The 11,644-nt window shown below is 66.7% G+C and carries 10 protein-coding genes and 1 riboswitch; of the genes, 5 read left to right on the forward strand and 5 right to left on the reverse strand.

The window, feature by feature from the left end; genetic code table 11:
* Nucleotides 1-48: 48 nt before the first annotated feature.
* Both HFK18_RS10200 and HFK18_RS10205 read right to left on the reverse strand, forming a co-directional pair.
* Nucleotides 49-339, reverse strand: coding sequence for a hypothetical protein (locus HFK18_RS10200; RefSeq protein WP_099818909.1), 291 nt, complete (start codon nucleotides 337-339; stop codon nucleotides 49-51).
* 14 nt (nucleotides 340-353) lie between these two features.
* On the reverse strand, nucleotides 354-893 hold the full coding sequence (locus HFK18_RS10205; protein WP_180166205.1) for a hypothetical protein: 540 nt from the start codon (nucleotides 891-893) through the stop codon (nucleotides 354-356).
* A gap of 139 nt (nucleotides 894-1,032) precedes the next feature.
* Here HFK18_RS10205 and HFK18_RS10210 point away from each other — a divergent pair, with 139 nt between their 5' ends.
* Entirely contained in the window at nucleotides 1,033-1,779 is a 747-nt protein-coding gene (locus HFK18_RS10210) for an alpha/beta hydrolase (protein WP_180166207.1), read from the forward strand.
* Here HFK18_RS10210 and HFK18_RS10215 read toward each other — a convergent pair.
* Nucleotides 1,776-1,985 (reverse strand): hypothetical protein, encoded by a 210-nt coding sequence (locus tag HFK18_RS10215; RefSeq protein WP_180166209.1) that lies wholly within the window; start codon nucleotides 1,983-1,985, stop codon nucleotides 1,776-1,778. The genes HFK18_RS10210 and HFK18_RS10215 overlap by 4 nt on opposite strands.
* A gap of 21 nt (nucleotides 1,986-2,006) precedes the next feature.
* Nucleotides 2,007-4,103 (reverse strand): catalase, encoded by a 2,097-nt coding sequence (locus HFK18_RS10220; RefSeq protein WP_180166210.1) that lies wholly within the window; start codon nucleotides 4,101-4,103, stop codon nucleotides 2,007-2,009.
* A gap of 118 nt (nucleotides 4,104-4,221) precedes the next feature.
* Between HFK18_RS10220 and HFK18_RS10225 the strand changes: the two genes are divergently transcribed.
* The 3 genes from HFK18_RS10225 (at nucleotide 4,222) to HFK18_RS10235 (ending at nucleotide 6,946) form a co-directional block, all read left to right on the forward strand.
* On the forward strand, nucleotides 4,222-4,944 hold the full coding sequence (locus tag HFK18_RS10225) for an AraC family transcriptional regulator (RefSeq protein WP_100460033.1): 723 nt from the start codon (nucleotides 4,222-4,224) through the stop codon (nucleotides 4,942-4,944).
* Between the two features lie 81 nt (nucleotides 4,945-5,025).
* Entirely contained in the window at nucleotides 5,026-6,396 is a 1,371-nt protein-coding gene (locus tag HFK18_RS10230) for an amino acid permease (protein ID WP_306669828.1), read from the forward strand.
* 139 nt (nucleotides 6,397-6,535) lie between these two features.
* On the forward strand, nucleotides 6,536-6,946 hold the full coding sequence (locus tag HFK18_RS10235; protein WP_165377825.1) for a VOC family protein: 411 nt from the start codon (nucleotides 6,536-6,538) through the stop codon (nucleotides 6,944-6,946).
* Nucleotides 6,947-7,042: 96 nt separating this feature from the next.
* Here the strand turns inward: HFK18_RS10235 and gcvP are convergent, their stop codons facing one another.
* Complete coding sequence (gcvP, locus tag HFK18_RS10240; RefSeq protein WP_180166212.1) at nucleotides 7,043-9,910, reverse strand: aminomethyl-transferring glycine dehydrogenase; 2,868 nt, start codon at nucleotides 9,908-9,910, stop codon at nucleotides 7,043-7,045.
* A 61-nt stretch (nucleotides 9,911-9,971) separates the two neighbouring features.
* Nucleotides 9,972-10,074: riboswitch (glycine riboswitch) on the reverse strand.
* Nucleotides 10,075-10,373: 299 nt separating this feature from the next.
* On the opposite strand from gcvP, the gene HFK18_RS10245 reads away from it, so the two are divergent.
* Nucleotides 10,374-11,600, forward strand: coding sequence for a multidrug effflux MFS transporter (locus HFK18_RS10245; RefSeq protein ID WP_099818917.1), 1,227 nt, complete (start codon nucleotides 10,374-10,376; stop codon nucleotides 11,598-11,600).
* Nucleotides 11,601-11,644 lie beyond the last annotated feature (44 nt).

Raw genomic sequence — 11,644 nt, forward strand, 5'->3', positions numbered from 1 at the left:
GCGATGACCCGCATGCAGGGCGTCGATGCACGCAACGGTTGAGTGCCGTCAGCGCCCGCGCGCCGAGCGTTCGATCAACCAACCGGCCGCGTACAGCAACAGCAGCGTTGGCGGAACCAGCACCGCATACGCGGTCGACCAAGGCTTGCCGTACAGCAGGCCGCCTGCGCCGATGGCATCAAGCGCGGCAGACTGCAGAGTGATGGGCAGCGCCATCAGGATGTAGGTACCTTTCGGGTCCGCATCCGACTGTGCGCCGTGAACCAGCCACGCGGTAAACAGCAGGTAGGCCACGCACAGCGCCAGGCCGGCCCAGCTAAGGAGTCGTCGCTTCTTCATCCGCAGGCTTCCTTTCAACGGACCTCGAAGCGCGCCTGCAGCGGCAGGCCCACACCCCGCAGCAGATCCTTGACCACCACCTGCGCAGTCCACGTACCTTTCGGATCGCCGGGCTCGGCGACGAATTTCAGCTGCACGTTGGTCATGTACAACAAGGTGGGTGGTCCCGGCAGACGGGCGGTGAAGCAGGGAACATCGCGCTCATCCGCGCTGGTGCTGCCGTCCGGGCGCAGCATGCGCACGTCGCAGTGCACCTTGGCTGCGCCATCCTCGCCCAGTTGCGGGTTGGACAGGAACGTCAGCACGAACAACTCTCCGCCCAGCTGCACGTCGCTGGCCTCGGTGAAGTTCGGCGTGGTGTCCGCTGGGGTTTCCCACTTGGCCCGCCAATCGGCGTCGGAGGTGACCAGCAGTGATGCCGCAAATCCATCCTTGGACTTCATGGCATCGGTCTGCGGCACCGCCTTGCCGTCGCCATCTATCCAGCCATCGCCGGCAAAGGTGGTCAGTGGCAGCATCAGGGCCATCATGGCCAGTGCGTAGGTCCATCGCATCAACGGTTCTCCCTGGTAGCCGCATCCTGCGGCGAAGCCGGCAGTATCGCGCAACCTTGACCGGCACAGCAGGGGATAGCCAAAGAAGAGGTTCCTTCGGCCGCCGATCCGGGCGATGCTTGTCAGCCTAGGAGATGGCATGGAAATTGGACGCGAGGAAAAGCAGGGCGGTGATGCCGCGTCGACCACGCCGCTGCACGTAGTGATGCTGCCAGGCCTGGATGGCACCGGCAGGATGTCGACCTCGCTCCTGTCCGCGCTGCGGGCTCATGGGCTGACAACGCAGGCCATCGCACTGCCTGCACAGGGAGGGCAGGATTACGCCACGCTTGCCGAGGGGTTGTGGCCATGGTTGCCACACGGACCATTCATATTGCTTGCCGAGTCCTTCTCGGGCCCGTTGGCGGTTGAACTCGCAATGCGGCACCCGCCCGGGCTGCGCGGAGTGGTACTGGCCGCGACCTTTGCACGTCGGCCCGTGCCATTGCCGGCAGCCGGCGCGGCACTGCTGTCGCCGGCCTGGCCGATGCCTCCGGTAGCGTTGCTGGCACGCCTGCTGCTGGGGCGATGGCGCACCCGCGAGCACCTGTCGATGTTGCGCGATGCGTTGGCTCAGATCCCGGCCGCCACGCTGCGGCAGCGCGCCGCGGCAACCCTGAGGGTGGACGTACGCGCACTGCTGCCGCAGATCACGGTGCCGACGCTGTGCCTGCAGGCGCGTCAGGACCGGTTGCTGTGGCCGCCGAGTGTGGCCGAACTGCAGGCGCTGTTGCCGCATGCGCGGCACGTTGCACTGGAAGGGCCGCATCTGCTGCTGCAGGCCTGTGCCGAACCGGCCGCCGCCGTGGTGGCCGGTTGGGTGAGGGCGCTGCCGACTGCGGGTTAACTGCTGGCGCGGGCCGGCGCTGCCTTCTTCGTACTCGTGCGCGCGCTGCCGCTGCGCTTGCCGCCACCATCCTGCTTGTTCACGGTGGCCCAGGCGATGCGCTCGGCGGTGCCTTCGCTGGCACCACGTTCGCGCTCGCTCTCTTCGATGTGCTCGGCCTGGCGCTTCTGCTTGTCGGTATAGGCGGATTTGTCACCTCGGGGCATGAGCGTTCTCCTGTCGGATGATCAGGCCAGCAGGCGCAGCTTCGGCTCGCGCGCCCACTGGCGGGTGGCGGCAGCGGTGAGGAAGGCTTTGCTGTCTTCTGCCTCGACGGTGCCGGCATCGTTGCCGACGCGCGCTGCCTTCAGCAGGGCCTGTGCACCTTCGTCACTGGCGATCGCTTTGAGATGCGCCCAAGCGTCGCTGACGAAGCCAATGGCCGCCGCTTCCTTGGCCAAGGCCTTGCCGGCATCGGCACTCAGCACTACCGCCACTGCATCGAACACCACCGACGGGGTACCGGCCAGCTGTCCATCGGCGGCCTGCACTTTGCCGTCGCTGAGCGTGGCGCCACCGACTTTCGGTGCGACCAGCTTGACGCTGGCGCCGGCCTTTTCAACGGCCTTGCGCAGGTTGGCGATCACCCGTGCATCGGAACCTTCATCGAACAGGATGCCGATGCAGCGCCCCTGCAGCAGTGGCTTGCTGCGGCCGATCACCCGTACTTCGGGGGCGGCGGGCAGGTCCTGCGCGGGGGTTGCCGTCGGTGCCGGGTCGGGCAGGGTACGCAGGGCCAGCCCATCGGCCACGCGTTTGGCCAGTCCTTCGTCGATGTTGCGCAGATGGCTGACGGTGCGCACGCGCACCTTCTCCGTTTCCACCTTCGACAGCTCGAACACCAGCGCCGAGGCCAGGTGCGCCTGCTCCGGTTTCTCCAGGCTGCGGAAGAACATCCGTGCCTGGCTGTAGTGGTCGGCAAAGCTCTCCGCACGCGTACGACCCTTGCGCCCGTCATCGGCGCTGGCATGGCTGCGGAAACCGGCGGGGGTCTCGCGCGGGCTGTCTTCCTGCAGCGAACTGGGATCGTAGGCTACGCGTCCCTTCGGCACCTGCATCTGCATGTGGCCATCGCGCTGGTGGTTGGCGAACGGGCACTTCGGTGCGTTGATCGGGATCTGGTTGAAGTTCGGCCCGCCGAGGCGGATCAGCTGGGTATCCAGATAGGAGAACAGCCGCCCCTGCAGCAGCGGATCGTTGCTGAAGTCGATGCCGGGCGGCACGTTGGCCGGGCAGAACGCAACCTGCTCGGTCTCGGCGAAGAAGTTGTCCGGCCAGCGGTCCAGCACCATGCGTCCGATCACCTGCAGCGGCACCAGCGACTCGGGGATGATCTTGGTCGGGTCCAGGTGGTCGAACGGGAAGCCGTCGGCCTGTTCCTCGCTGAACAACTGCACCGCCAGCTCCCACTCGGGGAAGTCGCCGCGCTGGATCGCCTCGAACAGGTCGCGCCTGTGGAAATCATTGTCGGCGGCCTGCAGTTTCAGCGCCTCGTCCCAGATCGTGGACTGCAGACCCAGCTTCGGGCGCCAGTGGAACTTGACGAAGGTGGAGTTCCCTTCGTCATCCAGCAGGCGGAAGCTGTGGATGCCGAAACCTTCGATGGTGCGCAGCGAGCGCGGAATCGTGCGGTCGCTCATCGCCCACATGATCATGTGCATCGATTCGGGCATCAGCGAGACGAAATCCCAGAACGTGTCGTGCGCGCTGGCGGCCTGCGGGAACGCGCGGTCCGGTTCCATCTTCACCGCATGGATCAGGTCGGGGAACTTGATCGCGTCCTGGATGAAGAACACCGGGATGTTGTTGCCGACCAGGTCCCAGTTGCCTTCCTTCGTGTAGAACTTCACCGCAAAGCCGCGCACGTCGCGTGGGGTGTCGACCGAGCCGGCGCCGCCGGCGACGGTGGAGAAACGGGTGAACACCGGCGTCTTTACCCCGACCTCGGTGAGGATCTTCGCCCGCGTCACCTTGCCCAGCGACTTGGTCAGTTCGAAGAAGCCATGGGCGGCCGAGCCGCGCGCGTGGACGATGCGCTCGGGAATGCGCTCGTGGTCGAAGTGGGTGATCTTCTCGCGCAGCAGGAAGTCTTCCAGCAGGGTCGGGCCACGCGGCCCCTGGCGCAGGGAATTCTGGTTGTCGGCAACCGGGATGCCCTGGTTGCTGGTCAGTACCGGATGGGCGCCTCCTGCGAGCTGATGCAGTTCATCGCCCTGGCCGCGGCTGTCACGGTCGGCGGAGGGAGTGGCGGGAGCGCGCTTGCCGGTCGGCTTGCTGGCGGCCATGGAGGATCTCCTGGAGCGGGTAGGGGGCAGACCCCAGACACTGGCGCCGTCGGCGTTAATGCAGGGTCCCGTGGGAGTGAACGCGCAGACAAATCGGCGGCTCGGGTATGCTTGCCGCATGCGAGTCGAACCCGCCGACATCGAAGCCCTGTTCGACGCCATTCCGGACGTGCTGTTCTTCATGAAGGACCGCCAGGGCCGCTACACCTACGTCAACCAGACCATGCTGCGACGGCTGGGCCTGCGTGCGCGCAAGGACGTGATCGGCCGCACCGCAGCCGAGATCTACCCCACCGGCCTGAGTGCGGACTATGTCGACCAGGACGCCCGCGTGCTGTCCGGCGAGGTGATCGAGAACCTGATGGAGCTGCACCTGTTCGCCAACCGCGAACCGGGCTGGTGCCTGACCTGCAAGCGCCCGCTGGTGGTCGACGGGCAGGTGGAAGGGCTGATCGGCATCTCCCGCGACCTCGGCCAGAAGGACAGCCTGGGTACCCAGTACGAGCAGCTGCGGCTGGCCCTGGCCCACCTCAATACGCACTACGCCGAGAACGTGCGGATGCAGACCCTGCTGGACATCACCGGTTTTTCGTTGTCCAAGCTGGAGCGCAGCTTCCGCAAGGTGTTCCAGATGACCCCGCAACAGGTGCTTACCCGGCTGCGGATCCAGATGGCCATGCACCTGCTGCATGGCAACGAGAGCATCGCTTGCATCGGCCAGGCCTGCGGTTTCAGCGACCAGAGCGCGTTCACCCGCAAGTTCAAGGCTGAAACCGGTTTCTCGCCGCGCGCCTACCGCGCCCGTATTGGTGGGAATGTCGGCGAGCAGCTACCGGCCTGAGTTCCCTGCTGCGCTGTGCCTATCCCCGCGGCGGCAGGACACGGTAAGGTGTCGCCCTTATCGCCGCCGCCAGCCCTGCCGATGCCCGCCACCCCCGATCAGACTGCTTCGCCCTCCCGCCTCGGCCATTCGCTCAAGCCACGCCAGCTGATCATGATGGGGCTGGGCAGCGCCATCGGCGCCGGCCTGTTCCTCGGCTCCGGCGTGGGCGTGCAGGCGGCCGGTCCGGCGGTGCTGGTGTCCTACCTGGTGGCCGGTGCGCTGGTGATCATCGTGATGAACGCGCTGGGCGAAATGGCGGCCGCCAAGCCGACCAGCGGTGCGTTCTCGGTGTATGCAGCCGATGCCATGGGCGCCACCGCGGGTGCCACCGTGGGCTGGCTGTGGTGGGTGCAGCTGGTCATCGTCATCGCCGCCGAGGCGGTGGGCGCGGCCGGGTTGCTGGCCACGGTCTGGCCGGTGGTGCCGGTACCGATGGCGGCACTGGCCTTCATGCTGTTCTTCACCGCGATCAACCTGCTCGGGGTGAAGAACTTTGGTGAGTTCGAATTCTGGTTCGCCATCCTCAAGGTGGCGGCGATCCTGGCCTTCATCGCCGTTGGCGTGGCGCTGCTGATGGGCTGGCTGCCGCAGGTGGCCTCGCCGGGCCTGAGCAACTTCACCGAGCACGGTGGCTTCGCACCGAAGGGCCTGGCCGGTATCGGTGCTGCGCTGCTGGTGGTGGTGTTCGCCTTCGGCGGCACCGAGATCGTGGCCGTCGCGGCGGCGGAAACCGAAGACCCCGAGCGCAGCATCGCCCGTGCCATCCGCACCGTCGCCTGGCGCATCCTGGTGTTCTACATCGGTTCGCTGAGCGTGATCATCGCCGTGGTGCCGTGGACCAGCGAAGCGTTGAAATCACCGTTCGCCGCGGTTCTCGATGTCGCCAATATTCCGGGGGCAGCCACGGCCATCACCCTGATCGCGGTGATCGCCCTGCTGTCGGCGCTCAACGCCAATCTCTACGGCGCCTCGCGCATGATGTATTCGCTGGCGCAACGCCGCGAAGCACCGGCCGTGCTGGGCTGGACCGACCCGCGCCAGGTGCCGGTGATCGCGGTGCTGGCCAGCGTCCTGTTCGGTTTCGCTGCCACCATCATGGAACTGCTGTTCCCGGACAAGGTGTTGCCGGTACTGCTGAACATCGTCGGTTCCACCTGCCTGCTGGTGTGGACGTTGTCGCTGGTCTCGCAGCTGGTGCTGCGCCGTCGCGCCGACCGCCTGGGCACGCGCCTGCCGTTCCGCATGGCCGGCTTCCCGTGGCTGACCGTCTGTGCGCTGGCGATCCTGGCGCTGATCTTCGGCCTGCTGCTGAGCGAAGCGCATACGCGCCTGCAGTTCCTGTCGATGGTGGCGCTGACGGCGACCATTGCGGCCAGCAGCGCTATCGCCCGGCGCATGCGCGAGGCGTGATTCTGTAGAGCCGACCCTACGGTCGGCTGCTGTTCGGGCAGACGTCAGCCGAGCATGGGCTCGGCTCTACAGAAGGCATACGTCCCGCGTGCGATGCTGATCGCGTGGGCCATACCGGCCCGACGAACGGGAGCACCGCATGTTGCGCAGCCGTCCCTTCCTGATGTTCACCGGCCAGGCCGAAGCCGCGCTGGCCCTGTACGCGGAAGCCTTCGCCGAATTCCGCCTGCTGGCCCTGCAGCGCCATCCGGACGGGGCGGGCGCGGGCGTGCCCGGGCAGGTCCGCCAGGCCATTTTCCTGCTCGGCGGCACCCACTACCTGTGCTTCGACAGTCTGGATGTGCACGACTTCACGTTCACGCCCTCGATGTCGCTGTTCGTGGAATGTGCGGGTGCCGAATCGTTCGAACGTGCCGCGCGCGTGCTGGGCGACGGCGGGCATTGGCTGATGCCGGTAGGCGACTACGAGTTCAGCAGCCGCTATGGCTGGGTGCAGGACCGCTTCGGCGTGTCGTGGCAGTTGAGCCTGGGGCAGGTGCCCGATCCGTGATGGCAAAGCATCCACGCATGGCGTGGATCTACTGGAAAGGAAAACGGCCCGCTTGCGCGGGCCGTTCTGTTACCGAATCACCGATACCGCGAAGGCTTACGCCTCGACTTCATCGTCCTTGTAGGCATCGACCGGGATGCAGGCGCACATCACGTTCTTGTCGCCGTACACGTTGTCGACGCGTGCCACCGGCGGCCAGTACTTCTGCAGCTTCAGGCTCGGCAGCGGGAAGGCGGCCAGCTCGCGCGGGTAGGCGTGGGTCCATTCGCTGGCGGTCACCGCCGTGGCGGTGTGCGGCGCGTTCTTCAGCGGGTTGTCCTCGCGGTCCAGGCGGCCGTCTTCGATCGCGGTGATCTCTTCGCGGATCTGGATCATCGCGTCGATGAAGCGGTCCAGCTCGTGCAGCGATTCGCTTTCGGTCGGCTCGACCATCAGCGTGCCGGCCACCGGGAAGCTCAGCGTCGGGGCATGGAAGCCGAAGTCGATCAGGCGCTTGGCCACGTCTTCAGCACCGATGCCGCTGGTCTTCTCCAGCGGACGCACGTCCAGGATGCACTCGTGCGCGACCAGGCCGTTGCGACCGGTGTACAGCGTCTTGAAGTGCGGGGCCAGGCGCTTGGCGATGTAGTTGGCGTTGAGCTGGGCGACCTGGGTGGCCTTGCGCAGGCCCTCGGTGCCCATCATCGCGATGTACATCCAGCTGATCGGCAGGATCGAGGCGCTGCCGAAGCTGGCGGCGCTGACCATGCCGACCGGACCGTTGTCACCCAGCTTGCCCGGCAGGAACGGGGCAAGGTGCGACTTGACCGCACACGGGCCAACGCCCGGGCCGCCGCCGCCGTGCGGGATGCAGAAGGTCTTGTGCAGGTTCAGGTGCGAAACGTCCGAACCCCACTTGCCCGGCTTGGCCACGCCGACCAGGGCGTTCATGTTGGCACCATCGGTGTACACCTGGCCGCCATGCTTGTGGATGATCTCGCAGATCTCCACCACCTCTTCCTCGAACACGCCGTGCGTGGACGGGTAGGTCATCATGATCGCGGCCAGACGGTCGCTGTACTTCTCGGCGTTGAGGCGGATGTCCTCGATGTCGACGTTGCCGTTGGCATCGGTCTTGGTGACCACGACCTTCATGCCGCACATCTGTGCCGAGGCCGGATTGGTGCCGTGCGCCGAATCCGGGATCAGGCAGATGTCACGGTGATCTTCGCCGCGCGAGCGGTGGTAGGCGCGGATCGCCAGCAGGCCGGCGTACTCGCCCTGCGCGCCGGAGTTCGGCTGCAGGCTGACGGCATCGTAGCCGGTGCACTCGACCAGCATCGCTTCCAGCGAATCGATCAGTTCCTTGTAGCCCAGCGCCTGCTCGGCCGGCACCAGCGGGTGGATCTGCGAGAACTCCGGCCAGGTCACCGGGATCATCTCGGCGGTGGCGTTGAGCTTCATGGTGCACGAGCCCAGCGGGATCATCGTGCGGTCCATCGCCAGGTCCTTGTCGGCCAGCGAACGCAGGTAGCGCAGCAGTTCGTGCTCGCTGTGGTGGGTATTGAACACCGGGTGGGTCAGGAACGCGGACTGGCGCAGCAGGCCGGCCGGCAGCGCGTCGGCGGTGCTGGCATCCAGCGCGTCCACATCAACGTTGGCACCGAACAGCGCGCCCACGGCGACGATGTCGGCGCGGGTGGTGGTCTCGTCCAGGCTGATGCCCACCGAGCTGCTGTCGATCGCACGCAGGTTGTAGCCGGCAGCACGGGCCTTGGCATGGATCGCATCGGCGTCGACACCAGTGACGTGCAGCGTGTCGAAGAAGTCGGCACCGACCTGCACACCGGCGGTGCGCAGCGCGCTGGCCAGGATCGCGGCCAGGCGATGGGTGCGGCGGGCGATGTGGGTCAGGCCTTCCGGACCGTGGTAGACGGCGTACATCGAGGCCATCACTGCCAGCAGCACCTGTGCGGTACAGATGTTGGAGGTGGCCTTCTCGCGGCGGATGTGCTGCTCGCGGGTCTGCAGGGTCAGGCGGTAGGCAGGGGTGCCCTGTGCGTCGATCGAGACGCCGATCAGGCGGCCCGGCATCGAACGCTTGTAGGCGTCACGGCAGGCCATGAACGCAGCATGCGGGCCACCGAAGCCGAACGGCACGCCGAAACGCTGGCTGTTGCCGACCACGATGTCCGCACCCCATTCGCCCGGGGCGGCCAGCAGGGTCAGTGCCAGCAGGTCGGTGGCCACGGCCACCAGGCCGCCGCGCGCGTGCACGGCATCGACCAGCGCCTTGTAGTCGCCGACCTGGCCGAAGGTGTCCGGGTACTGCAGCAGCAGGCCGAAGGCTTCTGCTTCCAGCGCTTCGGCGGGGGTGCCCACGCGCAGCACGATGCCCATCGGCTCGGCGCGCGTGCGCAGCAGTTCCAGCGTCTGCGGGTGCACGGCGTCGTGCACGAAGAAGGTGTCCGACTTCGACTTGGCCGAGCGCTTGGCCAGGGTCATCGCTTCGGCGGCGGCCGTGGCTTCGTCCAGCAGCGAGGCGTTGGCGATTTCCATGCCGGTCAGGTCGGCACACAGGGTCTGGAAGTTGATCAGCGCTTCCATGCGGCCCTGCGAGATTTCCGCCTGGTACGGGGTGTAGGCGGTGTACCAGGCCGGGTTTTCCAGGATGTTGCGCAGGATCACGTTCGGCGTGTGGGTGCCGTAGTAGCCCTGGCCGATGAAGCTGCGCAGCACGGTGTTCTTGTCGGCGATCGCGCGGATCTTCGCCAGCGCCTGCACTTCGGTGATCGACTCCGGCAGCGCCAGCGGTGCCGGCGACTTGATCTTGGCCGGGACGATGGCATCGGTCATCGCATCCAGCGATGCGTGGCCGATGACGCCGAGCATCTGCGCGATCTCGGCATCGTTGGGGCCGATGTGGCGCTCGACGAACGCCGAATGGTGCTCGAGCTCACGCAGGGAAGGGGTGTTCTGGGACATGGCGAAGGATCCGTCAGGAAAGGGCACACGCACGGGCACAAGCCGCCGGTCGGCGGTCTGCGGGCGCCCCTCTGTCCTTTTGCCTGAGAGTTTAAAAGCGCGGAAAACCGCAGCTTCGTGCCCCTTCGGCGCCGGATCGAACCGGTCTCTCCAGAGTTCTGTTACGGGTGGTATCGGGCCTGAGCGATTACGGGCGTTGCGCCTTCGGCAGCGGTGACCTGCTTCTCCCACCGTGTTGCCCGCCGATTATAGCCTCTTGCCGGTGCCCGACGGTGGCCCGCAGCGGCCTCACAGGCCTGAATGGCCGATGGCCCGGGCGTGCGTTCTGTGCACCCGTGCATGGCGTCGCACGCATTCCCCACCTATGATGGTCGGATTCTCGTATTCATCTGGCGCCGTCCCTGCTGCAGGGGATCGGCGCCCGCCGTGCGTGTCACGCATGGCCCTGCCGGACGCTTGCCCGATGACCGCCGCTGTTGCTCCTTCCACCCGCCGCATGGCCCTGTTGCTCGCTGGCCTGGCCATGTTCGGTCCGTTCTCGATCGACACCATCTTTCCTGCGTTTCCGCAGCTGGCCCAGCGCCTGGCGGTGGACGAGGTGGCGGTGCAGCAGACCATCAGCGTCTACCTGCTGTTCTACGGCCTGATGAGCCTGGCCCACGGCCCGCTGTCCGATGCGTGGGGACGCAAGCGGGTGATCCTCGGCGGCCTGGTGATCTTCGTCGGTGCCTCGGTTGGCTGTGCGTTGTCCACCGACCTGACCACGCTGCTGGCGTTCCGCGCACTGCAGGGCCTGTCTGCCGGTGTCGGCATGATCGTCGGCCGCGCGGTGATCCGCGATCTGTACCACGGCCACGACGCGCAGCGGCTGATGAGCCAGGTGTCGATGCTGTTCGGTATCGCCCCGGCCATCGCGCCGATCATCGGCGGTTGGATCCTGCTCAGCGGTGCCGGCTGGCCGCTGATCTTCTGGTTCCTGGTGGTATTCGCGCTGGTGCTGCTGGCGGCCACCGCGCGCTTCCTGCCGGAAACCCATCCGGCGCAGGCACGGGTCGCACTGTCGCCACGCACGTTGATGCGCGACTACGTGCGCATCGGTTTCAACCCGCGTTTCCTGCGCCTGGCGCTGGCCGGCAGCATCGGCTTCGGCGGCATCTTCCTGTACATCTCCTCGGCGCCGGCCATCGTGATGCAGCACCTGCATCTGGGTGAAGGCGGCTTTGCCTGGCTGTTCATTCCCACCATCGGCGGCATGACCACCGGTTCGTTCCTGTCCGGGCGCATGGCCGGGCACAGCACACCGACGCGGCAGGTGGCCCTTGGCTTCACCTTGTGTGCGGTCTCTGCCGTGTTGAACATCGGCTACGTCAGCCTGGCGCCGCAGTTCGCGCTGCCGTGGGCGGTGATGCCGATCTTCCTCGGCGGCATGGGCATGGCGCTGATCTTTCCGATCCTGGCGCTGGCAGTGCTGGACATGTATCCGCAGCAGCGCGGCCTGGCCTCGTCGCTGCAGGCCTTCGTGCAGCTGATGATCAGCACCGTGGTGGCGGGCGTGGTATCGCCACTGCTGCACGACAGCCCGCTGCATCTGGCACTGGGACAGGCGGCCTTCTTCGCGGCCGGCTTCGTGTTCTGGTATTGGGAACATCAGCGCGAGCGCGCAGCAGAGGCAGCCGGCACGGCGCTTTGAGCGTCGCGCAGGGGTAGGGTGCGCGATCACGCGCGGGCCCGTTG

Source organism: Stenotrophomonas sp. SbOxS2 (assembly GCF_013416715.1).
GTDB lineage: Bacteria > Pseudomonadota > Gammaproteobacteria > Xanthomonadales > Xanthomonadaceae > Stenotrophomonas > Stenotrophomonas lactitubi.

Excerpts from the sequence above, each read along its gene's own strand:
- HFK18_RS10200 (WP_099818909.1), bottom strand. The coding sequence starts at position 339 with ATGAAGAAGCGACGACTCCTTAGCTGGGCCGGCCTGGCGCTGTGCGTG.
- HFK18_RS10205 (WP_180166205.1), bottom strand. The coding sequence starts at position 893 with ATGCGATGGACCTACGCACTGGCCATGATGGCCCTGATGCTGCCACTG.
- HFK18_RS10210 (WP_180166207.1), top strand. The coding sequence starts at position 1,033 with ATGGAAATTGGACGCGAGGAAAAGCAGGGCGGTGATGCCGCGTCGACC.
- HFK18_RS10215 (WP_180166209.1), bottom strand. The coding sequence starts at position 1,985 with ATGCCCCGAGGTGACAAATCCGCCTATACCGACAAGCAGAAGCGCCAG.
- HFK18_RS10220 (WP_180166210.1), bottom strand. The coding sequence starts at position 4,103 with ATGGCCGCCAGCAAGCCGACCGGCAAGCGCGCTCCCGCCACTCCCTCC.
- HFK18_RS10225 (WP_100460033.1), top strand. The coding sequence starts at position 4,222 with ATGCGAGTCGAACCCGCCGACATCGAAGCCCTGTTCGACGCCATTCCG.
- HFK18_RS10230 (WP_306669828.1), top strand. The coding sequence starts at position 5,026 with ATGCCCGCCACCCCCGATCAGACTGCTTCGCCCTCCCGCCTCGGCCAT.
- HFK18_RS10235 (WP_165377825.1), top strand. The coding sequence starts at position 6,536 with ATGTTGCGCAGCCGTCCCTTCCTGATGTTCACCGGCCAGGCCGAAGCC.
- gcvP (WP_180166212.1), bottom strand. The coding sequence starts at position 9,910 with ATGTCCCAGAACACCCCTTCCCTGCGTGAGCTCGAGCACCATTCGGCG.
- HFK18_RS10245 (WP_099818917.1), top strand. The coding sequence starts at position 10,374 with ATGACCGCCGCTGTTGCTCCTTCCACCCGCCGCATGGCCCTGTTGCTC.